At 70.7% G+C, this 24,347-nt stretch carries 19 protein-coding genes; 6 read left to right on the top strand and 13 right to left on the bottom strand.

Going from position 1 to position 24,347, the window contains the following annotated elements; translation table 11 throughout:
* Positions 1-5 precede the first annotated feature (5 nt).
* Positions 6-1,226 (bottom strand): saccharopine dehydrogenase family protein, encoded by a 1,221-nt coding sequence (locus JHN45_RS00170; RefSeq protein ID WP_201047500.1) that lies wholly within the window; start codon positions 1,224-1,226, stop codon positions 6-8.
* Positions 1,227-1,326: 100 nt separating this feature from the next.
* On the opposite strand from JHN45_RS00170, the gene JHN45_RS00175 reads away from it, so the two are divergent.
* Entirely contained in the window at positions 1,327-2,052 is a 726-nt protein-coding gene (locus JHN45_RS00175) for a TetR/AcrR family transcriptional regulator (protein ID WP_201047501.1), read from the top strand.
* Here the strand turns inward: JHN45_RS00175 and JHN45_RS00180 are convergent.
* Positions 2,018-2,917 (bottom strand): LysR family transcriptional regulator ArgP, encoded by a 900-nt coding sequence (locus JHN45_RS00180; protein ID WP_201047596.1) that lies wholly within the window; start codon positions 2,915-2,917, stop codon positions 2,018-2,020. The two genes, JHN45_RS00175 and JHN45_RS00180, sit on opposite strands and share 35 nt — an antisense overlap.
* A gap of 69 nt (positions 2,918-2,986) precedes the next feature.
* Here JHN45_RS00180 and JHN45_RS00185 point away from each other — a divergent pair, with 69 nt between their 5' ends.
* Positions 2,987-3,598, top strand: coding sequence for a LysE family transporter (locus JHN45_RS00185; protein ID WP_201047502.1), 612 nt, complete (start codon positions 2,987-2,989; stop codon positions 3,596-3,598).
* Between the two features lie 80 nt (positions 3,599-3,678).
* Positions 3,679-4,989 (top strand): MFS transporter, encoded by a 1,311-nt coding sequence (locus JHN45_RS00190; RefSeq protein WP_201047503.1) that lies wholly within the window; start codon positions 3,679-3,681, stop codon positions 4,987-4,989.
* A gap of 8 nt (positions 4,990-4,997) precedes the next feature.
* On the opposite strand, the gene JHN45_RS00195 is transcribed toward JHN45_RS00190, so the two are convergent.
* The 4 genes from JHN45_RS00195 to JHN45_RS00210 all read right to left on the bottom strand — a co-directional run bounded on the left by JHN45_RS00195 (position 4,998) and on the right by JHN45_RS00210 (position 9,576).
* Positions 4,998-5,447 (bottom strand): cyclic nucleotide-binding domain-containing protein, encoded by a 450-nt coding sequence (locus tag JHN45_RS00195; protein WP_200709048.1) that lies wholly within the window; start codon positions 5,445-5,447, stop codon positions 4,998-5,000.
* Positions 5,448-5,698: 251 nt separating this feature from the next.
* Positions 5,699-5,878 carry a hypothetical protein gene (locus JHN45_RS00200; RefSeq protein ID WP_019069241.1) on the bottom strand — a complete coding sequence of 60 codons (180 nt, stop codon included), beginning with the start codon at positions 5,876-5,878 and terminating at the stop codon, positions 5,699-5,701.
* Between the two features lie 29 nt (positions 5,879-5,907).
* Complete coding sequence (locus JHN45_RS00205) at positions 5,908-8,151, bottom strand: FUSC family protein (protein ID WP_307783009.1); 2,244 nt, start codon at positions 8,149-8,151, stop codon at positions 5,908-5,910.
* Between the two features lie 48 nt (positions 8,152-8,199).
* Positions 8,200-9,576: an NAD(P)/FAD-dependent oxidoreductase gene (locus JHN45_RS00210; RefSeq protein ID WP_201047504.1), complete on the bottom strand. Its 1,377-nt coding sequence runs from the start codon at positions 9,574-9,576 to the stop codon at positions 8,200-8,202.
* A 251-nt stretch (positions 9,577-9,827) separates the two neighbouring features.
* Here JHN45_RS00210 and JHN45_RS00215 point away from each other — a divergent pair, with 251 nt between their 5' ends.
* Positions 9,828-10,652 (top strand): methyltransferase domain-containing protein, encoded by an 825-nt coding sequence (locus JHN45_RS00215; protein ID WP_200709050.1) that lies wholly within the window; start codon positions 9,828-9,830, stop codon positions 10,650-10,652.
* A gap of 18 nt (positions 10,653-10,670) precedes the next feature.
* Here the strand turns inward: JHN45_RS00215 and JHN45_RS00220 are convergent, their stop codons facing one another.
* A complete protein-coding gene (locus JHN45_RS00220) occupies positions 10,671-12,587 on the bottom strand; it encodes a long-chain fatty acid--CoA ligase (RefSeq protein WP_200709051.1) in 1,917 nt (638 codons plus the stop codon).
* Positions 12,588-12,754: 167 nt separating this feature from the next.
* Here JHN45_RS00220 and JHN45_RS00225 point away from each other — a divergent pair, with 167 nt between their 5' ends.
* Complete coding sequence (locus JHN45_RS00225; RefSeq protein ID WP_307783010.1) at positions 12,755-14,140, top strand: aminotransferase class V-fold PLP-dependent enzyme; 1,386 nt, start codon at positions 12,755-12,757, stop codon at positions 14,138-14,140.
* A gap of 12 nt (positions 14,141-14,152) precedes the next feature.
* Here the strand turns inward: JHN45_RS00225 and JHN45_RS00230 are convergent, their stop codons facing one another.
* The 6 genes from JHN45_RS00230 to JHN45_RS00255 form a co-directional block, all read right to left on the bottom strand.
* Positions 14,153-15,826, bottom strand: a complete 1,674-nt coding sequence (locus JHN45_RS00230) for an ATP-binding cassette domain-containing protein (RefSeq protein WP_236583016.1) — start codon at positions 15,824-15,826, stop codon at positions 14,153-14,155.
* A gap of 12 nt (positions 15,827-15,838) precedes the next feature.
* Positions 15,839-18,034, bottom strand: coding sequence for a 1,4-alpha-glucan branching enzyme (gene glgB / locus JHN45_RS00235; protein ID WP_200709053.1), 2,196 nt, complete (start codon positions 18,032-18,034; stop codon positions 15,839-15,841).
* Between the two features lie 5 nt (positions 18,035-18,039).
* Positions 18,040-19,401, bottom strand: a complete 1,362-nt coding sequence (locus JHN45_RS00240) for a maltokinase (protein WP_200709054.1) — start codon at positions 19,399-19,401, stop codon at positions 18,040-18,042.
* A gap of 28 nt (positions 19,402-19,429) precedes the next feature.
* On the bottom strand, positions 19,430-21,148 hold the full coding sequence (gene treS, locus JHN45_RS00245) for a maltose alpha-D-glucosyltransferase (protein WP_201047506.1): 1,719 nt from the start codon (positions 21,146-21,148) through the stop codon (positions 19,430-19,432).
* Complete coding sequence (locus JHN45_RS00250; RefSeq protein WP_201047507.1) at positions 21,145-23,136, bottom strand: alpha-1,4-glucan--maltose-1-phosphate maltosyltransferase; 1,992 nt, start codon at positions 23,134-23,136, stop codon at positions 21,145-21,147. The genes treS and JHN45_RS00250 overlap by 4 nt, the downstream gene beginning before the upstream one ends.
* A gap of 72 nt (positions 23,137-23,208) precedes the next feature.
* Positions 23,209-23,523 (bottom strand): DUF5133 domain-containing protein, encoded by a 315-nt coding sequence (locus JHN45_RS00255; protein WP_201047508.1) that lies wholly within the window; start codon positions 23,521-23,523, stop codon positions 23,209-23,211.
* A gap of 298 nt (positions 23,524-23,821) precedes the next feature.
* Here JHN45_RS00255 and JHN45_RS00260 point away from each other — a divergent pair, with 298 nt between their 5' ends.
* Entirely contained in the window at positions 23,822-24,325 is a 504-nt protein-coding gene (locus JHN45_RS00260; protein ID WP_201047509.1) for a pep a2, read from the top strand.
* Positions 24,326-24,347: the final 22 nt, after the last annotated feature.

The raw sequence follows: 24,347 nt of genomic DNA on the forward strand, positions 1-24,347 counted from the left end.
CCGGGTCACTGCTCCCGCAGACCCCACGGCGAGCCGTATGCCGTCAGCAGGTCCAGGAACGGGCCGGCCGGGAACGCCTCCGGGCCCAGCACACCCGAGCCGGTCCACGCGCCCGTGGCCAGCAGCTCCAGGGCGATCACGGGGTTGATCGCGGTCTGCCACACCACGGCCTGGGAGCCGTACTCCGCCATCGACCACTGGTTGTCGACCACGTGGTACAGGTACACCTCGCGCGGCGCCCCGTCCTTCGTGCCGCGCACCCAGGTGCCCGCACAGGTCTTGCCGTGCATCCGGTCGCCCAGCGTCGCCGGGTCGGGCAGACAGGCGGCGACAACATCCCTCGGCGATACGGCGATTGGCCCCGAGGCGCTCGGCACGGTGACCGGCTCGGTGCGGTCGAGGCCCAGCAGACGCAGGGTCTTCAGGGTCGCGATGAAGTAACCGCCCAGCCCGTACTTGAAGGTGACCCGCTTCGCGTCGACCCAGCGCGGGACCAGCAGCACCTCCTCGTGCTCCACGTTCACGCACTCCACCGGGCCGATGCCCTCGGGGAAGTCGAACACCTCGGGCTCGCTGAACGGTTCCGTGGTGAACCAGCCGCGGTCGGCCTCGTAGACGACCGGCGGGTTCAGGCACTCCTCGATCGTGGTCCAGATGGAGAAGGAAGGCGCGAAGTCATAGCCGTCGACGGTGAGGTTCGCGCCGTCGCGGATGCCGATCTCCTCGATCTCGTCGAAGAGTTCATCGGCGGCGTACCGCGCGAACACGTCCGAGAGTCCCGGCTCCACCCCCATCCCGACGAGGGCGAGCGCGCCCGCCTTCTCCCACTCGGCCGCGTCCTCGAACTGCGCGTCCCCGAGCTTGACCCCGCACTCCTCGTACGGCCGGTCCGGATGCGGCCGCGACAGCGACATCGCCATGTCGAGGTAGTTCGCCCCGGCGGCGCGTGCCGCCCGGAACAGGGGGAGGACGAAGCGCGGGTCGGTCGCGTTCAGCAGCACATCGCACTCGTGCGCGCGCAGCGCCGCGACGACGGCCTCCTCGTCGTTGGCGTCCAACCGCTCGGCACGGAACCGGGCGCCGGCGTCCCCGAGCGCGGCGACCGCCGCTTCCGCTCGCGCCAGGTCGTAGTCGGCGACCACCATCGCGTCGAAGAACGGACGCCGGGCCGCGATCCGGGTGATCGCACCGCCCACACCACCGGCTCCCACGAGCAGTACACGCATGGCAAGAACTCCTTCAGTGCCGATTTCTCTCCGGAGATACAACGCCGGTCGTCCGGATAAGGTCAATGGCGTTGGCATAAGGGTGAACAGGGAGGCCGCGATGCCGAAACCGGTGGTGCCGGAGGAGAAACGGCGACGGCGCCGTCCCACCAAGAACGGCACCGTCCTGTCCGAGCGACTGATCGTCGACACGGCCCTGCGCATGCTCCGCGAACACGGCAGCGCCGGCCTGACCGCCCGCCGCCTCGGCCTCACCCTGGACGCCGACCCCAGCACCCTCTACCGCTACTTCCGGGGCATGGACGAGCTGACCCTGGCCATCGGCGACGCCCTCGTCGGGCAGGCACTGCGCGGCTGGGAGCCGACGGGGGAGTGGCGGGCCGACCTGCGCGCGATCGGCCTGCGCATCCACGCCGCGTACGTCGCCCACCCACAGGCCGCCCAGCTCACGGCGAGCCGGGTCACCGGCCGCGCCAACGAACTCGCCGCCGACGAGGCCGTGTTGGACGTCCTGCGCACGGCCGGCCTCCCGCTGCCGGACACCGTCCGGATCTACCACGCCTTCATCGACCAGACCCTGGCCTTCGCCGCCCTGGACGCGGCGTCCCTGGCCCTGCCGAGCGCGTCGCTCCGCGCGGACGAGGCGATGTGGCGCTCGACCTACGCGCGCCTGCCGCGCAGCACCCATCCGCGCATCGCGGAGGCGGCCCCGCTGCTGGCGACCCGCATGGTCGAGAGCGCGTATCCGACGGCCCTGGAGATGCTGTTGGACAGCGTCGCCCTCCAACTGGCTAGGACCGCAGAATCTCAGCCGCTGTCTCCGTGACCGCCGTCGCCACGGCCGCCAGCGCCGGCGAATCCAGCTTCCACTGCTGCCAGTACAGCGGTACGTCGACGGGACGCTCCGGCGCGAAATTCACCAGTCGCCCGGCGTCGAGCAGCGCCGCGGCCTGCATCTCCGGGACCATGCCCCACCCCAGCCCGGCGGCGACCGCGGCCACGAACCCCTCCGACGTCGGCACGAGATGCCGTACCGCACTCGCCCCGCCCTGCCCACCCCGCAGCCGCCGTACGAAGGTGTCCTGGAAGTCGTCCAGCCGGTCGAAGGTCACCACCGGTGCCTCGGGCAGCGCGTCCCGCAAAGGACCGGCGAGCCAGGTCTCCCTGAACTCCGGGCTCGCGACCGGCAGATAGCGCATCCGCCCCAGCGCCCGCACCGAACAGCCAGGCACCGCGTCCGGCGACGAGGTCACCGCCGCCATCACCAACCCCTCGCGCAGCAGAGCCGCCGTATGGTCCTCGTCCTCGCGGCGGAGTTCGAAGGAGACCGGCACATCGCGCGGGACGCGGGTCAGCGCGCCCAGGAACCAGGTGGCGAGCGAGTCCGCGTTGACCGCGATCGAGACCCGGGTCGGCTCCCCGGCCCCGCTCATCCCCAGCTCGGCGCGCGCGTCCCGCTCCAGGCGGGCCAGTTGGCGGGCGAACCGCACGACCACCTCGCCGGACTCGGTCGTCCGCACCGGCTTGGTGCGCAGCAGCAGGACCCGGCCCGTGCGCTGCTCCAGGGCCTTCACCCGCTGGCTGACCGCCGAGGGCGTCACATGCAGGGCGGTGGCCGCCGCGTCGAACGTGCCCTCGTCGACCACCGCGAGCAGCGTCCGCACCTGATCGAGGGGCAACTCCGAAACCATCACGAGCGCTAATGTTACGTAAGAATCTTTAGTTGTACTCCCGATGCTGGCCTCTCTAGCGTCGAGTGCGTGACCAACGCCCTCTCAGCGGCGGCCGCCGGCTTCGGCACCGGCCTCTCGCTCATCGTCGCCATCGGCGCCCAGAACGCCTTCGTCCTGCGCCAGGGCATCCGCCGCGAGGCGGTCCTCGCCGTGGTCGGCATCTGCGCCCTGTCCGACGCCCTCCTCATCGCACTGGGCGTCGGCGGCGTCGGCGCGGTCGTGGTCGCCTGGCCGGGCGCGCTCAGGGCGGTCGGCCTGATCGGCGGCGCGTTCCTGCTCGTCTACGGCGTCCTCGCCGCCCGCCGGATGTTCCGCCCCGCCGCTCTCCACGCGGAGGGCGAAGCGACCGGCTCGCGCCGCCGGGCCGTCCTCACCTGCCTGGCGATGACCTGGCTCAACCCGCACGTCTACCTCGACACGGTCTTCCTGCTCGGCTCGATCGCCGCCGACCGCGGCCCGCTGCGCTGGACCTTCGGGCTCGGGGCCGTATGCGCGAGCGTGTGCTGGTTCACCGCGCTCGGGTTCGGCGCCCGGCTGCTCAGCCGCTTCCTCGCCAAGCCCTCGGCCTGGCGGGTCCTGGACGGTCTGGTCGCCGCCACGATGATCGGCCTCGGCGCAACTCTCGTCGCCGGAGCGTGAGATCGCGGATTCGGCAGCCACAGCCGGTGCTGCGATAGTGAACCCTGGTCGATTAGATGTAGCGAGCAACCAGGAAGCCAGTGGACACCAGCGAGAGCACCGACAGCGGCACCGAACCCGAGGCCGCGAAGGACACGGAACCCGCCTCCGGAGCCCGGCGCGGCTGGCGCCGCTGGGCGATGGACACCCGCCCGCTGCGCATCCCCGCCTACCGCCGCCTGTGGTCCTCGACGATCGTCACGGCCGTCGGCAGCCAGCTCACCGCCGTCGCCGTACCCAAGCAGATCTACGACATCACCGGCTCCTCCGCCTGGGTCGGCGCCGCCAGCATGGCCGGACTGCTGCCGCTCATCGTGTTCGCGCTGTGGGGCGGCTCGCTCGCCGACAGCATGGACCGCCGCAAGCTGCTGCTGATCACCAACGGCGGCATCGCCGTCACCTCGGTGCTGTTCTGGCTGCAGGCCGTCACCGGGCTCGAATCGGTGGCCGTGCTGATGCTCCTGCTGGCGATGCAACAGGCCTTCTGGGGCCTCAACGCGCCCGCTCGCAACGCGTCCATCGCCCGCCTGGTTCCCGCTGAGCAGCTGGCTGCCGCCAACGCCCTCGGCTCGACCGTGATGCAGACCGGCCAGGTCGTCGGACCGCTCCTCGCGGGCGCCCTCATCCCCGTCATCGGCCTGCCCGAGCTGTACCTCATCGACGCGCTCGCCCTGTGCGTCACCCTCTGGGCGGTCGTCCAGCTGCCCTCGCTGCCGCCCCTGGAGTCCGCGACCCCGCGCCGCGCGGGCTGGCGCGAGGTCGCCGCCGGGTTCCGCTACATCTCGCTGCACAAGGTGCTGTTGCTGTCCTTCCTCGCCGACATCATCGCGATGGTCTTCGGCATGCCCCGCGCCCTCTTCCCGCAACTTGCCGCCCAGACCTACGCGCCCTACGGCGAGGGCCTCGCGCTCGGCATGCTGTTCGCGGCGATCCCGATCGGGGCGGTGGTCGGCGGGCTGTTCTCGGGCACGTTCTCGCGGGCGCGGCGGCACGGCTGGATGGTGATCGGCGCGGTCGTCGCCTGGGGCGTCGCCATCACAGGGTTCGGGCTGAGCAGCAATCTGTGGATCGGCGTGGTGTTCCTGGCCGCGGCCGGGGTCGCCGACATGGTGTCCATGGTGTTCCGCGGGGCGATCCTGCTGTCCGCCGCCACCGACGAGATGCGTGGCCGTATGCAGGGCGTCTTCACCGTCGTCGTCGCGGGCGGCCCCCGCCTCGCCGACGTCCTGCACGGCACGGCGGGCTCGGCCTTCGGCCCCCGCACGGCGGTGGCGGGCGGCGGCATCATGGTCGTGGTCATCATGCTGACTCTGACCTTCGCGGTCCCGGCGCTGCGCCGCTACCGCATCTGAGGCCGCGCTCAGGCATGCCCGTGGAGCGTGTAGTGCTCCATCAGCTTGCCCCGGGTCAGCTCCAGCCGGTGCGCCAGGATCTCCGCGACGATCCGCACAAGGGAGAGCCCGAGCAGCGGATCCTCCACGCACAGCGCGAGCACGGCCGCCGCGTCGAACTCGTAGGCCCGCACGGCACTGAACGCCTCCGCGCCGAAGTCCCACCGGTACGGCGGGAACAGCCACGACCAGCCGAGCAGGTCGCCGGCCCCGAGACTGCCCACGGTGACCCGCTGCTGGGGTGTCACCCGCTGGTCGAGCGAGACCGCGCCGGAGCGGATCACCCAGAAACGGTCGGCCGTGCCGCCCGCCTCGAAGATCCTTGAGTCCTCGGCGAACGACACCTCCTGCGCGAGTTCCATCAGCCGTTCGCGCTGGGCCTGGGGCAGGGCGGTCAGCAGTTTTATCGCTTTGGTCATGGCTCGGGGCTCCTCGCCGGCAGCGGTTCCGGAATTCTCCCTACGCCCATTTCAGCCGCTGTCGACGTCCCGGGCACCTCGGGGGACGGAATCGGGGCATGAAAAAGCCCTGGCTGGACGGGGGAGACCAGCCAGGGCCGTTAAGCGGTGGCGGCGGAGGACCGTACGGTCGACTCCGTGACCACGTATGAATGAACCGTAAACCATCGGCGGGCATTTCGTACCCAGCTGAACCGGTCGCGTGACCGGTTTCACTTCGCGGCATGCCGGCCGGGGGCCACGATCTCGTCCAGCACCCGCAGAACGGCCTCGTAGGCCACCTCCCGGACGGGGTCGCCCTGCTCCGACCACGCGTGCGCCTCCTGGGCGGCGAAGGCCCGGGCCCGTTGGATGCGCCGCAACAATTCACCCGAGTCCACGACATCAGTCATGCCGAACGTCTACCCCCGGCGCGCGCGGTTCACTTCGCGGGCGCCGGAATCGGTACTCCGAGCGGGCGCGCCAGACCGACCACGGCCTCGTCCAGGCGCTGCAGATGCCGCAGCACGCGGTCGGTCACCCGGCCGTAGCGCGGGGTCCCGGGCGTACCGGGCCGCAGCAGGGACGCGATGCTCGGCCCGGTCTCGATCAGGCCCACGGCGTCCCCGTCCGCGACATGCGCGCCGATCACCCCGATGTTGTGCACGATCCGGCGCCCCGCCTCCCGCAGCCGGGGATCGGCCGCGATCGACGGATGCGTCGGCAGCAGCTCGGCGGTCGCCGCCAGATAGCGCGCGTGATAGGCGCAGGTCTCAAGGAGCGCGACGACGAACCGGGCGGTGTCCCGGCGTGCCCGCAACGGCGTGATCGGATGCGTCAACGGCTGCGTCGAGGCGCTCAGATCGGCCAGCGCCTGGTCCAAGTCCCTTGCCTTGTCGAGGAGTTCGGCCGGGGCGCCACCGCTGAGCTGGTCGACGGCGGCCTCGGTGACCTCCGTGAGGCGCGCCAGCACGGTCCCGAGCAGTTCGTTCGTACGGCGGTCCGTGTGCACCGGCAGCACCAGCGCCGCCGCGACCACCCCGCAGGCCGCACCCAGCGCCGTCTCCTCGATCCGCAGCACCAGCACCGACGCGCTGTAGGTGTGCAGCAGCGTGTAGAGCAGGCCCAGCATCGCGGTGACGAAGAAGGACATCAGGGTGTACGACAGCGGTGCCGTGTAGAACATCGCGAAGATGAACAGCAGCACCAGCGCGAACGCCGTCCATGTGTGGTGCCCGACCAGGCCCGCCAGTCCGATACCGGCGACCACACCCAGGACCGTGCCGAGCAGCCGCCGGTAGCCCTTGACCAGGATCTCGCCGGTGGACGAGGTGTTGAGGAACACGATCCAGCAGGTCAGCACCGCCCAGTACCAGCGCTGACTGGACAGGAACTCGCCGCCGATGATCGCCAGCGACGACCCCACGGCGACCTGCACGGCGGCGCGTGTCGTCGGCCGCCGCAACCCCGTGCGCTCCGCGTCCTCGGCCTCCTCGCTGCTCGCGATGGCGACGTCCTCCGCGTCCAGCTCCTCGCGCGAGCGGGTCGTCGCGGGCGTGTCCTCGGACTCGTCCTGCGGCCCGTCCACGGCGATCCGCAGCCCCAGCACCGCTCGCGCGGCCTCACCGATGCCCCGGAACACGTCCTGCACGGCGTCGGAGGCGGACGGCAGGTTCTCCTCCTCGCGATAGCCCAGCAGCCTGTTGCGCACCCGGGCCAGCCCGGTGCCCGAGTCCGCGCCCACGGGCCGCAGGACCAGCAGGCGCAGCGCCTCCAGCTCGCGGCGCAACGTGTCGGTCGTCCGGTCCGGCACCGGCAGCCGGTCGGCCAACGGGACGGGTGCGCCCGGCAGATGCAGGGTCAAGGTGTGGCCCCGCTCGGCGCTGCGCGCGGTCAGCAGCAGGAGCCCAAGGCGTTCGGCGGCGATCTCGGCGTCGGCGATCCGCCGTTGCACCAGCCGCGCCACCGCCTCGTCGGAGGTCCCGTCCTCCAGTCGCCCCTGGATCAGCAGCGCCGTCTCGTGCAGCCGCGCGGTCCCCTCGCGTACGTCGTCGAGGGCCTTCTCCATGTCGTCGGGACCGGCGTCGAGCAACGCGAGCTGCGCGGTGACCAGTTGGGCGAACCGGGCCCGGAACGCCCGCCGCAGCCGGTCCAGCGTCCCCGTCGGTGTCTCCGGCACCAGCGCGAACCGCACCAGCGCGCTGCACACGAAGGCGACGCCGATCACGCCGTACAGCCGGGGCAGTGCGGAGACGGTCGCGCCGATGAACAGGGACAGGAAGTAGATCTGGAAGCCGATCAGGCCGAGCGCGGTGCCGCGGTCGCCGAAGCGACGGCTGTAGACCGCGCCGAAGATCAGCAGGACGAAGAAGACGTCACCGGCGACCACCCGCGAGTTCAGCAGCGCGCTCAGCGACACCGAGGCCAGCGCCACCGGCAGACCGAGCGCGAGCGTCACCGCCTGCCCCGCGCGCTGCTTCTCGCGGATCGCGAACGTCGACACCATCGCCGACATCGCCCCGGCCACCAGATGCGGCACCGAGGCGTGCAGCAGGGAGAGCACGGTCAGCGTGAGCGCGATCGAGGCCACTGTCCGCAGCCCGGCCGTCAGCCGCAGCAGTCCGGGATCGGACGCCGCGACCCGATCCCACAGCCGTGCCCACGCCGCCCGTCCCGCTGCCCTCACGCCGCCGTACTCTCCCCGGGGTTCATCTCAAGATCCGTACCACCGATGCTACGGCTCCTGGGTCCCGGCCCCCTCGACCTGGTCGCGCACCTGCTCGGGCGAGAGATACGAGTCGGTGTACTCGAAGTCCTTCAGGGTGGCCGGTTTGCGGGCCTGGAAGCCGGTGCGCACGAAGTCGTCGCCGGCCAGCGCGTTGAGCGTCCAGTTCGTCGCGACGCGGACCTTGGCGACGTTGGTGCGCAGCGCCGACCAGTGGTAGCCGCGCGCCACGACCTGGGCGGGCAGACCGCGCAGTTCGATGCCGAGCGGCTTGGACACCGCGTCCTTGCCGCCGAGGTCCACGACCAGACCGAGGTCCTTGTGGACGTACGGCTTCAACGGCTGGTTGCGGAGGGTCGCGATCACGTTGTCGGCGACGACCTTGCCCTGCCGCATCGCGTGCTGCGCGGTCGGCGGGCAGATCGCGCCGTCCCCGCCCTTGGCCTCGTCCGGGACCGCCCCGGAGTCGCCGAGCGCGAACACCCCGTCGTGTCCGGGGAGGTTCATGTCGGCGGTGACCGCGAGGCGCCCCCGAATCGTTTCCGCACCGAGCGTGGCGATCAGTGGACTGGCGACCACACCGGCCGTCCAGATCAGCGTCCGGGTCGGCACCACGCGTCCGTCGGTGAAGGTGACCTCCTCCGGCCCGGCCTTGGCGATGGAGACACCCAGGGAGATGTCGATACCGCGCCTGGTCAGGATCTGCTGCGCGCTCTTGCCGAGCTTGTCGCCCAGCTCGGGCATCAGCTTCGGCGCGATGTCGATGAGGTGCCACTTGATCAACCCCGGGTCGATGCGCGGGTAGCGCTTGACGGCGGCATGCGTCAGCTTCTGCAGACAGGCGGCCGTCTCGGTGCCGGCGTATCCGCCGCCCACGACGACGAACTGGAGCCGCGAGGCCTTCTCCGCCGGGTCGTCGCTCGCGTCCGCGAGGTCGAGCTGCGTGATCACGTGGTCGCGGATGTACGCGGCCTCGGCGAGCGTCTTCATCCCGAAGGCGTGGTCCGTCAGCCCGGGGATGTCGAAGGTGCGGGTGATGCTGCCGGGGGACAGCACGATGTAGTCGTAGGGCTCGTTGACGATCTCGTCGTTGATCGTGCGGATCACACAGACCTTGGACTTCATGTCCACGCCGATGGCACCGCCCGGGATGATCCGGGTGCGGTACTTGCTGCTGCGGCGCAGCGAGACGGCGATCGACTGCGGGGTCAGGACGCCGGAGGCGACCTGGGGCAGCAGGGGAAGATAGAGCTGGTAGGAGAACGGCGTCACCAGGGCGACGTCGGCCTCGTCGGTGTTCAGTTTCCGTTCCAGGCGGCGTACGCACTGCACTCCTGCGAAGCCTGCGCCAACCACCAGGATCCTCGGTCGTGTCACGGTGTTCATCCCTTCTGCGGCTCCAGGCGGTCTGCCTCGACGTCGTCCGCCTGCCCCTGGATCGCTGCTTCGCACACCAACATCGATCCCACCGTGCCGGGAGCCGTTCCGCCAGCTGAGCGCGGCAGGCAGACGAACGCGTGGGCACCAGCATGCCCCGCCGACGCCCGGCGTACGCCCCGGGCGCATGAACAAATGGCGTACGTGAACCGGTCTCGACCCGCTCTTGGGCGACCGCTTCGGACCGTAGAGTGCACGCCATGTCGCACACTCAGCCCGAGCCGGGGTCCGGCTTCCGCACCCAGAACATCGACCCCGGCAACGTGACGCGGCTGGTGGCCGCGCTCGACATGCAGGAAACCAATCCCGGCGTACGACGCCTGCGGGCCTGGGCACACGAGGCACTGGACCCGCGTGCCGGTGAACGCGCCCTCGACATCGGGTCCGGCACCGGCTCGACGACCCGTGAACTGGCCGCCGCGGTCGGGGACACCGGCTCGGCGCTCGGTGTCGAGCCCAACCCGGGGCTGCGGACGATCGCCCAGGAACGCGCCGCCGAGGCCGGCAACGCGGCCCGCTTCACGGACGGCGACGCGCTGTCCCTGCCCGTGCCGGACGCCTCCGTGGACGTCGTCTGGTGCGAACGGGTGCTCCAGCACCTCGCCGAACCGGACAAGGCCGTCGCCGAGATGGCCCGGGTACTGCGCCCCGGCGGGCGCGTGGCCCTCCTCGACACCGACTGGGCGACCACGATCCTGCACCCCGGCGACCCGGAGATCATGGCCGCGCTCACCTCGGGCGCCCTCACCGGCGCGGCCAACCCCTACGCGGGACGCCGGCTCGTGGGCCAGCTCAGCGCGGCCGGGTTCGCCGTCGACGACCGGGGCTCGCAGGCGCTGCTCCAGGACCACCGGTCGGTCGTCTGGCCCCTGATCCGCATGCTCGGCGAGTCCGCGGTGCGCCGCGGCGCACTCACCGAGGATCAGCGCGACCGCGCCTACGCCGACCTCACCGAGGCCGCCGAACAGGGCGCGCTGCACATGTCCGTGACGATGTTCGCGGTCGTCGCCCACCGCCCGGAGTGACCCCGTGTTCCGGTGACCTCACCGGAACACGTTGTCCGCGTCCTCCCACCCCGTGACCTGCTCGTCCACCGTCGGCAGGCGCGGGGCACGCGCGCGTGCCTGGTACATCGCGTCGATCTCGAACGCGTACTTCCGCACGATCGCGTCCCTGCGCAGCTTCATCGACGGCGTCAGCAGCCCGCCCGCGACGTCGAACGGCTGCGGGAGCACCCGGAACACCCGGATCGACTCGGCGCGCCCCACCGGGCTGTTGGCGGCCGCCACGGCCCGCGTGATCTCCTCCCGCAGCGCGTTCTCCTCACGCGCCTCCCGGCCCCGCGCGTCGCTCTGCATCGCGAGACCGGCCTGCCAGTGCGCCACGAACTCCGGGTCCAGGGTCAGCAGCGCCCCCACACAGGGACGGTCGTCGCCGACGACGACCGCCTGATGGATCAGGGGATGCATGCGCAGCCGGTTCTCCAGCGCGGCCGGCGCGACGCTCTTGCCGCTGCTGGTGATGATGATGTCCTTCTTGCGGCCGGTGATCGTCAGATACCCCTCGGTGTCCAGCCGCCCGATGTCCCCGGTCGCCAGCCAGCCCGCGTGCATGGTCGCCCGGGTCGCCCGCTCGTCGTTGATGTAGCCCTGGAACATCGACGGGCCGTGCACCAGGATCTCGCCGTCCTCCGCGACCCGGATCTCGGTCCCGGGCAGCGCCTGCCCCACGGTGCCGATCTTCTCCCGGCCCGCGGGCTGCATGGTGATCCCGCCGGCGGTCTCCGTGAGCCCGTAGCCGTCGTGCACCATGATGCCGATGCCCGCGTAGAACAGGGACAGTTCACGGTTCAGCGGGGAGCCGCCCGACGTGCCGCCGACCACCCGGCCGCCCAGGCCCGCGCGCAGCTTGCGGTACACCGTCCGCTCGTACACGGCGTGCTGCAGCCGCAGATCGAGTCCGGGGCCCGAGCCCCGGCCGAGTCTCAGCCGCTCCTCGGCCGCCGCGAACTCCCGTGCGGTCGCCGCGGCCCGCTCGAACAGCGCGCCGCGGCCCAGCTGTTGGGCCGTCCGCAACATGGTCTTGTAGATCTTCTCGAAGACCGAAGGCACCGCGTAGAGATAGGTGGGCCGGAAGGAGCGCAGCCCCGACACCAGCGCGGCCTCGGTCATCTCCGGCTCGTGCGCCATCAGCCAGCCGCCGCGCGTGCACAGGCCCTGGATCATCAGGCCGTACACATGGGAGAAGGGCAGGAAGGCCAGCACGGCAGGCTGTTCCCCCGCGGGTGCCGCCGTGTTCGGCCAGCCCGAGAGCAGGGTGTCGCAGGGGCTGGCGAGGCTGCGATGGCTCAGCGCGCAGCCCATGGGGCGGCCGGAGGTGCCCGAGGTGTAGGCGACGACCGCGGTCGAGTCCGGCATCACGATCCGGCGCAGCGAGTCCACTGTGGTCTGCGGGATGTACGTGCCCCGCTCGACGAGTTGGGGCAGCGCCCCGGAGTCCAGCTGCCAGACGTGCCGCAGCAGCGGCAGCGCGGCACACACCGTGCCGACCGTCATGATGCCCTGCTCGTCCTCCACCACCACGGCCACGCAGTTGGCGTCCCGCAGGATCCACTCGACCTGCTCGCGCGAGGACGTCGGATGGACCGGCACGACCTCGGCGCCGACCGCCCACAGGGCGTGGCTGAGCACCGTCCACTCGTACCGGGTGCGGGCCATGATCGCGACCCGGCTGCCCGGCGAGATCCCGGAGGCGATCAACCCCTTGGCCACGTCGACGACTTCGTCCCGCAGTTCGACCGCCGTCACTTCCTCCCACACGGGGGAGGAGGGGTCGGGCCGGCGCGCGACCAGCGGAAGGGTGGGATTGATGGCCGCGGTCTCGAAGACGCTGTCGGCGAGGCCGCCGGTGAGGGTGGTCAGGGCGGAGGTGGGGGGTGGAGCGACGGCGAAGTCGCGCATGCGCTGCTCCTGGGTTGTACGGGGCGTGACTCTGCCGATCATTGCTGTTATCGACGGTGCTCGAATGTAGCCCAGGTGTGAGCGATTGGTGAGGGGAACAGGGAAGTGGCCTTACGGAGTTTGGTGGTTGAGTGGAACCGACCTGACAAAGCGGGGTGTACGAGGACGTGAGCACGGTGGATCTCGACGAGTTGAGAGCACATGACTTCGGCTATCTGGACGCCGAGGGACACACCTATCTCGACTACACGGGCGCGGGACTCGCCCCCAGCTCACTGGTCCTGGCCGGCGCCGCGCGGATCACCCGGGGCGTCTACGGCAACCCGCACTCGGAGAGCCCCGCCGCACGCGCCTCCGGCGACCTGCTGGCCGAGGCCCGCGCGGCGGTCCTGCGGCACTTCTCGGCCGACCCGGCCGAGTACACCGTGGTGTTCACCGCCAACGCGACGGCCGCGCTGCGCCTGGTCGGCGAGTCCTACCCGTTCGCACGGGGCAGCCGGCTCGTGATGCTGCTCGACAACCACAACTCGGTGAACGGACTGCGCGAGTACGCCCGCGCCGCCGGCGCCAGGACCGAGTACGTCCCGGTCCACGGCCAGGACCTGGCCGTGGACGAGGAACGGCTGCGCACCGCGCTCACGGCCCGCACCCGCCGCCGCGGACTCCTCGCCTATCCCGCACAGAGCAACTTCACCGGCGTACGGCACTCCCTGGACTGGATCGCCACCGCGCGGGAACACGGCTACGACGTCCTGCTCGACGCCGCCGCCTTCGTCCCCGCCAACCCCCTCGACCTGTCCCGCTACCACCCGGACTTCACCGTGGTCAGCTGGTACAAGGTGTTCGGCTACCCCACCGGCATAGGCAGCCTGATCGTCCGCCGCGAGGCCCTCGCCCGGCTGCGCAGGCCCTGGTTCTCCGGCGGCACCATCTACGCCGCGAGCGCCCAGGCGCAGTGGCACGTCCTCGCGGACGGCGAGGCCGCCTTCGAGGACGGCACCGTCAACTTCCTCTCCATACCGGACATCACGGCCGGCCTGGAGTGGATCGACGCCATCGGCATGGACCGCGTGCACGACCACGTCGCCCGGCTCACCGGCCAACTCCTCACGGGAGTGGCGAAGTTACGCCACAGCGACGGCTCCCCGATGGCCCGGGTCTACGGCCCCACCGACACCGGCCCCGCACGCGGCGGCACCGTCGCCCTCAACCTCCTCGGCGCGGATGGCAGGGTGATCGACGAACGGATCGTCGCCCAGGACAGCGCCGAGCGCCGCATCTCGCTCCGCTTCGGCTGCTTCTGCAACCCGGGCGCCGGAGAGGCCGCGTTCGCCCTGCCCCTGCGCAGCCTGCGCTCGGCGGCCCGAACTCCGATGCGCTCACTGGAGGAGTACCTCGACCTGCTGGGCCTGCCCTCCGCGGGCGCCGTACGGGTCTCGGTGGGCGTCTCCTCGCAGCCCAGGGACGTCGAGACGTTTCTGGACTTCGTCGCGGACACCTACCGCGACCGCGTACCGACGGCGGCCGGCCTCGCCGACCGGGCAGGCTGCTGAACGGCGGGCGGCTCACCGCCCCGCACGGGCCGCCGACACCCCCTGGCGGCACCTGCGCACCAGCACCGCCCAGGTCGCCGCCAGGAACAGCACCGCGAACCCCGCCAGGATCAGCCAGCCGCGCCCGGCCGGATGCCCGAACGAGTCCCCGTACGACCGCAACAGCGGCGGCCCCGCCGGTGAACTGCCGTCCCGCCACAGGTCGTTGAGACCGATCGCACCACCGAGCGCCTCGAACGCCCAGCGGTTGGTCATCGCCCAACTGATCCCCTGGCCGACCGGTGCCATCCGGGGCACCGGCACGAAGGCGCCCGAGAACAGCACCTGGGGGAAGCAGAGCAGCGGCAGCATCAGGGTCGCCTGGGCCGGTTCCGTGACCGCGGCCGAGGTGAGCAGCCCGAGGGCCAGCGCGGCGGCCGAGGCCAGCACACTGGTCAGGAACAGCGAGCCGTACGTGCCCCAGCCCGCCGCCGGCAGCCGGTCCAGCGCGCGCAGCACCGCCAGCAACAGGGCGTCCGCCGCCGCCAGTACGGGCAGCACGGTGGTCAACTTCGAGGCCACATACGGCCCGATCCGCACCCCCGCCAGCCACTCCCGGCGCAGCACGGCCAACTCCGGGCAGATCTGCAGCAGTCCGTACGTCAGCCCGAAGAAGAACGCCCCGAACGCGATCCAGAACATGATCATCGCCGTGGACCCGGGATCGGGCGCCGCAGGATCGAACGCCCCCGCCCGGAACAGCACCGCGAACATCGCCACGATCATCACCGGCGACCCCACGAACACGGCCACCGACAGCCGGTTGTGCACCAACAGGGCCGTCGTACGACGGGTCAGCAGCGCCCACTGGCGTACGGCGCCGACGCGCGGTGGACGGTGCGCGGTAGGCGCCGGTTGCCGGTCGGTCAGCGCAGCCGGGGCCGCCCGTTCTGCGCGCTTCCCTTCCGCGACCGCCGCGTACACGTCCTCCGCCGTCTCCGCACCGAACGCCCCGAGCAGCGCGTCCGGCGGCCCCACGAACGCGACCGCCCCGCCCGGCGACAGGAACACCACCTGGTCGCAGCGCGGCAGATCGGCGAGGACGTGGGTGGTGAGCACGACGGTGGTGCCGGCCTCGGCCAGTCTCCGCAGGGTGGCCAACAGGGCTGCCCCGGTGACCGGATCGAGCCCGGAGGTGGGTTCGTCGAGGAAGAGCACCCGCGGCCGGGTCAGCAACTCGGCCGCGATACAAGCCCGTTTGCGCTCCCCACCGCTCAGTGCCCGCACCGGCGTATCGGCGCGCTCGGACAGCCCGAGTGCGTCGAGCACCTCCGTCACCCGCGCCGGAACCGTCTCGCCCGGCATCCGCAACCGCCCCGCGTACTCCAGCGTGCGCCGCAACGGCAGCTCGCGGTGGATCACGTCCTCCTGCGGCACATACCCGAACTCCGGCCCGGGCGGCCCCGGTTCGGCACCGTCGTGCAGTACGGCCCCCGAGGTCGGGCTCTGAAGCCCCGCGAGGGTCCCCAGCAACACCGTCTTGCCCGCGCCGCTGCTGCCCGCGATCACCGTGAGCTGTCCCGCCCCGACCTCGATGGACACACCGTCCAACACCCGCCCGGCGCCCCGCACTTCCTGCGTGACGTCCCGCAACTCCAGGTGCAGGCCGGTGACTTGAGTGAGGTCAGCGTGTATCGGTGTCGGCATGGGAGCAGGATGTCACCCCGGTGTCAGCCACACCGTCGCCAGGGGCGGAAGGGTGAGCCGGATGTGCCCGTCCTCCGGCTTGACCGGGTCGGGGTTGGTGACATCGCTGCCGCCGTACGCGATGGAGTCGGTGTTGAGCGCCTCTCGCCAGGCCGGGATGTCGTCCGGGACCCCGAGCCGGTAGTCGTGGCGCACGACGGGGGAGAAGTTGCTGACGGCGAGAAGCGGCGCGCCCTCGGCGTCAAACCTCAGGAACGCGAAGACGTTGTCCTCGGCCGCGTCGCCCAACACCCAGCGGAAACCGGAGGGTTGGGTGTCGAGCTGCCAGAGAGCGGGCGTACGGCGGTAGACGGTGTTGAGGTCGCGTACGAGGTTCTGGACACCCCGGTGGTCGGGTGCCGCGTCGTAGGCCGGGTCGAGGAGCCACCAGTCGGGGCCGTGGGCTTCGGACCATTCGGCGCCCTGGGCGAACTCCTGCCCCATGAAGAGGAGTTGCTTGCCGGGGTGGGCCCACATGAACCCCAGATACGCCCGGTGGTCGGCGCGCTGCTGCCACCAGTCGCCGGGCATCTTCGACACCAACGACCTTTTCCCGTGGACGACTTCGTCGTGGGAGATCGGCAGCACGTAGTTCTCGCTGTACGCGTACACCATCGAGAAGGTCATCTCGTGGTGATGGAACTTGCGGTGGACCGGCTCGTGCGCCATGTAGCCCAGCGAGTCGTGCATCCAGCCCATGTTCCACTTCAGCCCGAAGCCGAGACCGCCGGTGTCGGTGGGCCGGGTGACGCCGTCCCAGGCGGTGGACTCCTCCGCGATGGTCACGACGCCGGGCACTCGCCGGTACACGGTCGCGTTCATCTCCTGGAGGAAGGCGACGGCGTCCAGGTCGTCGCGCCCGCCATGGACGTTCGGGGTCCACTGGCCCGAGTCGCGCGAGTAGTCGAGGTAGAGCATCGAGGCGACCGCGTCCACGCGCAGGCCGTCGATGTGGAATTCCTGACACCAGTAGACGGCGTTCGCCACAAGGAAGTTGCGCACCTCGGTGCGCCCGAGGTCGAACTCGTACGTCCCCCAGTCCGGATGCTCGGCCCGCCGCGCGTCCCCGGGCTCGTACAGCGGCTCCCCGTCGAACCGGGCCAACGCCCAGTCGTCCTTGGGGAAGTGCGCCGGCACCCAGTCCATGATCACGCCGATACCGGCCTGGTGCAGGGCGTCGACGAGGAACTTGAAGTCGTCGGGGGTGCCGAGGCGCGCGGTCGGGGCGTAGAAGCCGGTGACCTGGTAGCCCCAGGAGCCGCCGAAGGGATGCTCGGTCACCGGCATGAACTCGACGTGGGTGAAGCCCAGGTCGTTGACATACGCGGGGAGTTCGACCGCGAGCTGACGGTACGTCAAGCCTGGCCGCCAGGACGCGAGATGCACCTCGTACACGGACAACGGCGCTTCGTGGACGGGAGTTTCCGTCCGGCGGGCGAGCCACTCCGCGTCGTCCCACTCGTGGTAGGAGGCCGTCACGATGGACGCCGTCGCGGGTGGCACCTCCGTACGGCGGGCCATCGGGTCCGCCTTGAAGAAGCGGTCACCATGGCGTGAGGTGATCTCGAACTTGTAGCGCGCGCCCTCGCCCACCCCCGGCAGGAACAGCTCCCACACACCCGAAGAACCGAGCGACCGCATAGGGAAGGCCGTCCCGTTCCAGGAGCTGAAGTCCCCGGCGACACGCACCCCTTGGGCGTTCGGCGCCCACACGGAGAAGCGGGTGCCGGTCACTCCCTCGTGCGTCATCGGCTCCGCACCGAGCGCCTTCCACAACTCCTCGTGGCGCCCCTCCCGGATCAGGTGCAGATCGAGATCGCCGAGCGCGGGGAGGAAGCGGTACGGGTCGTCCACCTCGTCTTCCTCGCCCTCCGCGTACGACACCAGCAGCGTGTACGCCGGGATCGCGTCGAGCGGCAGCACGCCGGAGAAGAGACCGCTCCCTTCCGAGGCGAGCGCGTTGCGCATGCCGTCGATCACGACACTCACGGCCCGGGCGTACGGCCGTAGGGCCCGGAAGGCGATCCCACCCGGAACCGGACGCGCGCCGAGCAGCGCGTGCGGGTCGTGGTGGGCGCCCGAGAGCAGGCGCTCGCGGTCGGCCTGGTCCAGCGGAAGGGACACGGCGGGGCCGCCCGCCTCCGAAGGTGAAGTGTCGCGCAGGGCCACGGAGTTCAGCCTCCTCGGACGGCGAGTCGCTCGATCGCCGCCATGGGTACGGGAAGCCAGTCCGGGCGGTGTCTGGCCTCGTACAGCACTTCGTAGACCGCGCGATCCGTCTCGTAGGCGCGCAGCAGAGCATGCTTGGTGCGGGGGTCCCAGCCGGCCCGGGCCGCGTAGCCCGCACAATAGGCCTCCCGGCAGCGGCGCGCCCACTCGGGCCGCCAGGGACGGCGCTGGCGGGCCGCGTAGTCGAAGGACCGCAGCATCCCGGCGATGTCCCGTACCGGGGACTGCGCGCTGCGCCGCTCCGCCAGCGGCTTGGACGGCTCGCCCTCGAAGTCGATGACGAACCAGTCGTGGCCGGCCCGCAGCACCTGTCCGAGATGCAGATCGCCGTGGATGCGCTGGGCGGGCGGCCCGGCGTCCCGGCCGACCAGCGCGCCGAACGCGGTCCGCAGCCCCGGCGCGAACGGCCGCAGCGCGGGAACGGAGTGCGCGGCGGCCTCCAGACGCTCGGTCATCGCGGCGGCCGTTCGGTCGTTGTCCCCACAGGCGCCGGACGGAAAGGCCGCGGCCAGCGCCAGATGGACATCCGCCGTGGCCTGTCCCAACTCATGGGCCTCGGTGGTGAATTCGTCACCGACGGAGAGTGCGCGCAGCGCCAGCGCCCAGCCGTCGGAGGCGTCCGGCAGGAAGGGCTGGAGCACACCGAGCGTCGCGGCCCGCGGCTCGACCGTCCCGAACCACGCCACCGGCGCCGGGACCCGGGTGCAGCCCTGCGCGGCCAGGGCCCCCGGCAGTTCCAGGTCCGGGTTGATACCGGGCTGGATACGCCGGAACACCTTCAGGATGAACCGATCGCCGTACACCAGCGAGGAGTTGGACTGCTCTGCGTCCAGCAACCGGGGCGCGAGTCCGGCGGGCACCGACACCGACGGGTCCGCCTCGAAGCGCAGGGGACCCGCCGTACCGGGGTGCCGCAACCGCTCCAGCAGCAGTTCGGCCGACCGAGGGTCCTGCAAGGCGTCGTACACCGCGAGTCCGGCCAACGGGCCCTCGTGCACACGGCCGATGAAGGCCCGGGCGAGCCGCGGCGAGACGTGTTCCCTTACGCCGAGCAGGAGTTGATAGCAGTCGCCGGGCGGGGGAGTGCCGCCCGGCGTGGGAACCGCCGTGTGGGACGCGTGGACCAGCAGATGGAGGCAGCCGGGGAACAGTTCCGTGGTGGACAGCACGTCGAGGTCGGCCACCGGCCGGTCCTTGCCCGCGAACCAGCGCTGCCCGGGCAGCCATTCGCGCAGCAGCCCGGTGAGCGTGGCCGGAGGCCGGTCGACGCCGGGGCTGCTCGGTCGGAGGGGTGCGGTCTTCGGCATGGTGACGCGTCCTTTCGCGGGCACATCCTCAAAGTCGTCGGCCGTTGCGGGGAGCGGCCCGGGAGAGCCGGAACCAGTAGAAGCCGTGCCCCGCGAGTGTCAGCAGATACGGCAGTTCACCGATCGCGGGGAACCGCACCCCGCCGATCAGCTCCACGGGATGCCGTCCGTCGAACTCCCGCAGATCCAGCATGGTCGGCTGCGCGAACCGGGAGAAGTTGTGCACACAGAGCACGAGGTCGTCCTCGTACTCGCGCAGGAACGCGATCACCGCCGGGTTCGTCGACTGGAGCTCCGTGTAGGTGCCGAGGCCGAACGCCGGGTTCTGCTTGCGGATCTCGATCATGCGGCGCGTCCAGTGCAGCAGCGAGGAGGGCGACGACATCGACGCCTCGACGTTGGTGACCTGGTAGCCGTAGACGGGATCCATGATCGTCGGCAGGAAGAGGCGCCCCGGATCGCAGGAGGAGAAGCCCGCGTTGCGGTCGGGCGTCCACTGCATGGGGGTGCGGACGGCGTCGCGGTCGCCGAGCCAGATGTTGTCGCCCATGCCGATCTCGTCGCCGTAGTAGAGGATCGGCGAGCCGGGGAGGGAGAGCAGCAGGGCGGTGAACAGCTCGATCTGGTTGCGGTCGTTGTCCAGCAGGGTCGCCAGGCGCCTGCGGATCCCGATGTTGGCGCGCATGCGCGGGTCTTTCGCGTACTCGGCCCACATGTAGTCGCGTTCCTCGTCGGTGACCATCTCCAGGGTCAGCTCGTCGTGGTTGCGCAGGAAGATGCCCCACTGGCAACTCGACGGGATCGCGGGGGTCTTGGCGAGAATTTCCGAGACGGGATACCTGGACTCGCGGCGAACGGCCATGAAGATGCGGGGCATGACGGGGAAGTGGAACGCCATGTGGCATTCGTCGCCGCCGCTCTGGAAGTCGCCGAAGTAGTCGACGACGTCCTCGGGCCACTGGTTCGCCTCCGCCAGCAGCACCGTGTCCGGATACATCGCGTCGATCTCACGGCGGACGCGCTTCAGGAAGTCGTGACTGGCGGGCAGGTTCTCGCAGTTGGTGCCTTCGGCCGCGAAGAGGTACGGCACGGCGTCGAGGCGGAAGCCGTCGATGCCCAGGTCCAGCCAGAAGCGGAGGGCGGCCAGGATCTCTTCCTGCACGGCCGGGTTCTCGTAGTTGAGGTCCGGCTGGTGGGAGAAGAAGCGGTGCCAGAAGTACTGCTTGCGGACGGGGTCGAAGGTCCAGTTGGAGGCTTCGGTGTCGACGAAGATGATGCGGGCGTCGGGGTACTGCTTGTCGTCGTCGGCCCACATGTAGTAGTCGCCGTAGGGGCCTTCGGGGTCTTTTCTGGACTCCTGGAACCACGGGTGCTGGTCGCTGGTGTGGTTCATGACGAAGTCGATGATGACCCGCATGCCCCGCTGGTGCGCGGAGTCCACGAACTCGACGAAGTCCGCGAGGTCCCCGAATTCGGGGAGGACGGCGGTGTAGTCGGAGACGTCGTAACCGCCGTCGCGGAGCGGGGATTTGAAGAACGGCGGGAGCCAGAGGCAGTCGATGCCGAGCCACTGGAGGTAGTCGAGTTTGGCGGTGATGCCCTTGAGGTCACCGATGCCGTCGCCGTTGCTGTCCTGGAAGGAGCGGACCAGGACCTCGTAGAAGACGGCGCGTTTGAACCACTCGGGGTCCCGGTCCTTGGCGGGAGTGTCCTCGAAGGTGTCGTGGACCGGTTCGTTGACAGTCATGAAGCTCTTGACCCTCCGCTCTGTGTGGACCGCCGGACGTGGAACACGTGCGCCGGAGCCCGGCCGGGTTCCAGACGCACATAGTTGGTCCTGCCCCACTGATAGGACTCACCCGTCAGTTCGTCGTGCACCGACATGGATTCGTGTGATTCCAGGCCGAGTTGCGGCATGTCCAACGAGACCGTGGCCTCCTGGGTGTGGTGCGGATCGAGGTTGACGACCACCAGAACCGTGTCCACGCCCGTCGTCTTGCTGTACGCGATCACCGCGTCGTTGTCCGTCCGGTGGAAGCGGAGATTCCTGAGCCGGCGCAGTGACGGGTGGCGACGCCGGATCGCGTTGAGCGACGAGATGAGGGGAGCGATGCTACGGCCCTCACGCTCGGCGGACTCCCAGTCGCGGGGCCGGAGTTGGTACTTCTCGGAATCGAGATACTCCTCGCTGCCCGGCCGGAGAGCGGAGTTCTCGCAGAGTTCGTAGCCGCTGTAGACACCCCAAGTTGGGGAGAGGGTGGCGGCCAGGACGGCCCGCAGTTCGAAGGCGGGCCGGCCGCCGTGCTGGAGGAACTCGTGGAGGATGTCGGGGGTGTTGACGAAGAAGTTGGGCCGCATGTAGGCGGCCGCCTCGCCCGACAACTCGCTCAGGTACTCGGTGAGTTCCTGTTTGGTGTTGCGCCAGGTGAAGTAGGTGTACGACTGCTGGAAGCCGACCTGGGCGAGGGTGGCCATCATCGCGGGGCGGGTGAACGCCTCGGCCAGGAAGATCACGTCCGGGTCGGTGGCGTTGATGTCGGTGATGACCCGCTCCCAGAACACGACCGGTTTGGTGTGCGGGTTGTCCACGCGGAAGATCCGCACGCCGTGGTCCATCCAGTGCCGCAGCACCCGCACGGTCTCCGCGACCAGGCCGTCCAGGTCCCGGTCGAAGGCGATGGGGTAGATGTCCTGGTACTTCTTCGGCGGGTTCTCCGCGTACGCGATCGTCCCGTCGGGGCGGTGGTGGAACCACTCCGGGTGCTTGTCCACCCACGGGTGGTCCGGCGAGCACTGCAACGCGAAGTCCAGCGCGATCTCCAGGCCCAGCTCACCGGCGCGCGCGACGAAGGCGTCGAAGTCCTCCAGCGTGCCCAGTCGCGGGTGGATCGCGTCGTGGCCGCCCTCGGGGGAGCCGATCGCCCAGGGCACACCGACGTCCTCGGGCCCGGCGGACAGCGTGTTGTTCGGCCCCTTGCGGAAAGCCGTTCCGATGGGATGGATCGGCGGCAGATACACCACGTCGAAGCCCATCGCCGCGATCGCGTCGAGTCGCCGCGCTGCCGTGCGGAACGTGCCGTGGGGCTCGGCGGCCGTGCCCTCGGAGCGCGGAAAGAACTCGTACCAGGAGCCGTAGAGCGCCCGCTCCCGCTCCACCAGCAACGCGCGCGGCTCGGAGGCCGTCACCAACTCCCGTAGCGGATACCGCTCCAGCGCCCCCTCCACCTCCGGCGTCAGCGCGGCCACGAACCGTGTCCCCACCGGCAGTGAGTCGTCGCGGAGCGTCTCCGCGGCGGCCAGTACCGCAGCCCGTGCCGGTCCCTCGGGCACCCCGGTGGCGGCGCGCGCGTGCAGTTCCGCGCCCTCCTCCAGCATCAGACCGACGTCGATGCCGGCCGGGATCTTGATGCGGGCGGCCCGGCGCCAGGTGGCGATGGGATCGCCCCAGGCCTCCACGACGTAGGACCAACGGCCTGTCGTGGCCGGGGTGACCTCGGCACCCCAGCGGTCGCTGCCGGGGGCGAGTTCGCGCATCGGGGTCCACGGGCCGGGGCGGCCGTCGGGGTCGTGGAGAACGACGTTCGCGCCGATCGTGTCGTGGCCCTCGCGGAACACGGTGGCGGTGACCTGGAACAGCTCGCCGACCACCGCCTTGGCCGGGCGCGCGCCGCTGTCCACGGCCGGGCGTACGTCGCGTACCGGAATGCGGCCGATCGGTGCCGGGGTCGCGTTCATGGGTCTCACCTCCGCCGTGCTCGTGGTCGGGCTGTTCACCCGGTGGGGGGCCAAGCTGCGCCGGAAGGGGGACTACCTTCCGGCCGGGGAACGCCGGTCGACGGTGACGGCGGCGGTGACGGGTGGCCCGCGGTGCACGACAGGCGTCGTACGGGGGCGTCCGTTCTGCTCCTGGAGGTACGAGCCCACGCTGCTGCTCAGATAGCGTTCGGCGGCTTCCGAGGCCTCGCGCGCGCAGCGCTTCCCCATCAGCACGCACAGGGTGTAGCCCGAGTCCTCGAAGGTGGCCCGCGCTGTCCGGTCGCCCGGCGACGCGAGCATCACGCGTTCCCACACCCGGTAGCGCCGCAGTTGGCGGGCCACTTCGGCTTTGGCGGGTAGCAGCATGGCGCTGTTCACCTTCCGCCTCGGCGGACCGCGTTTCCCGACCATCGGGGTGCGGCCGTGCGCGGAGCGGCATGGCTCCGGCACGGCAGTCGAGGCTTTCACTCATGGTGCACAGGTGATGACCAAGCGTCTTGTTGGATCTTCAACTACCTCATGGGTCGCTCGTGTTGCACGAATGGACTAACGCTCGCACTCTGGAGCTGACTCAGAAGCGATCAGTGCTCACGCTTCGTGTTCGGGGCCCCGGCCCCGCAGGGCGAGGGGAAGCGCGAGCTTCGCCGGTAGGGAGCCAACGAAGATGAAGACCGCAGTGCCCTGCTACTACCACCTCGACGTGGAAGTCAGTCCGGAACGGGTCGGGCAGGTCGGGCGCATCCTGGCCGCCCATCTCCGCCTCTGGGACCTGGACGTTCTCGTGGACCCCGTCTGTCGCGGCGCCGAGCTGCTGCTGCGGGCCATCGACGAGCACGCCACGGACAAGGACACGTCGATCGAGCTCTGGTGGAACGGCCAGCACCTGATCACCGCCATCGGCGACAACGACCCCGATCTGCGCCCGGACCAGGATCTGCGTGCCTGTCTCGCCCGGATCGCCGCGATGAGCGACGGCTGGGGCTGCTGCGCCACCGACACCGGAAGCAAGGTCATCTGGTTCTCGCAACGCGCCCCCAGCGGCGAACGCGTCCCGCGCGTCCCCACGACTCCCGCGCCGCGCCTGCGGGAGATGCTCCGGCTGCCCCGCGCGCTGCCGGCCGCGCTGCCGGCCCGCCCGGCGCGTGGCGTCCTGGAGGACGCCCGGTGACCGCGAGCCCGCGCCGGAAAGG

Source organism: Streptomyces sp. MBT53 (assembly GCF_016654115.1).
Taxonomy (GTDB): domain Bacteria; phylum Actinomycetota; class Actinomycetes; order Streptomycetales; family Streptomycetaceae; genus Streptomyces.

Bases quoted from the DNA above. Each gene is read 5' to 3' on its own strand.
- JHN45_RS00170 (WP_201047500.1), bottom strand. From the start codon at position 1,226: ATGCGTGTACTGCTCGTGGGAGCCGGTGGTGTGGGCGGTGCGATCACC.
- JHN45_RS00175 (WP_201047501.1), top strand. From the start codon at position 1,327: ATGCCGAAACCGGTGGTGCCGGAGGAGAAACGGCGACGGCGCCGTCCC.
- JHN45_RS00180 (WP_201047596.1), bottom strand. From the start codon at position 2,917: ATGGTTTCGGAGTTGCCCCTCGATCAGGTGCGGACGCTGCTCGCGGTG.
- JHN45_RS00195 (WP_200709048.1), bottom strand. From the start codon at position 5,447: ATGACCAAAGCGATAAAACTGCTGACCGCCCTGCCCCAGGCCCAGCGC.
- JHN45_RS00200 (WP_019069241.1), bottom strand. From the start codon at position 5,878: ATGACTGATGTCGTGGACTCGGGTGAATTGTTGCGGCGCATCCAACGG.
- JHN45_RS00210 (WP_201047504.1), bottom strand. From the start codon at position 9,576: ATGAACACCGTGACACGACCGAGGATCCTGGTGGTTGGCGCAGGCTTC.
- JHN45_RS00215 (WP_200709050.1), top strand. From the start codon at position 9,828: ATGTCGCACACTCAGCCCGAGCCGGGGTCCGGCTTCCGCACCCAGAAC.
- JHN45_RS00220 (WP_200709051.1), bottom strand. From the start codon at position 12,587: ATGCGCGACTTCGCCGTCGCTCCACCCCCCACCTCCGCCCTGACCACC.
- JHN45_RS00230 (WP_236583016.1), bottom strand. From the start codon at position 15,826: ATGCCGACACCGATACACGCTGACCTCACTCAAGTCACCGGCCTGCAC.
- JHN45_RS00240 (WP_200709054.1), bottom strand. From the start codon at position 19,401: ATGCCGAAGACCGCACCCCTCCGACCGAGCAGCCCCGGCGTCGACCGG.
- treS (WP_201047506.1), bottom strand. From the start codon at position 21,148: ATGACTGTCAACGAACCGGTCCACGACACCTTCGAGGACACTCCCGCC.
- JHN45_RS00250 (WP_201047507.1), bottom strand. From the start codon at position 23,136: ATGAACGCGACCCCGGCACCGATCGGCCGCATTCCGGTACGCGACGTA.
- JHN45_RS00255 (WP_201047508.1), bottom strand. From the start codon at position 23,523: ATGCTGCTACCCGCCAAAGCCGAAGTGGCCCGCCAACTGCGGCGCTAC.
- JHN45_RS00260 (WP_201047509.1), top strand. From the start codon at position 23,822: ATGAAGACCGCAGTGCCCTGCTACTACCACCTCGACGTGGAAGTCAGT.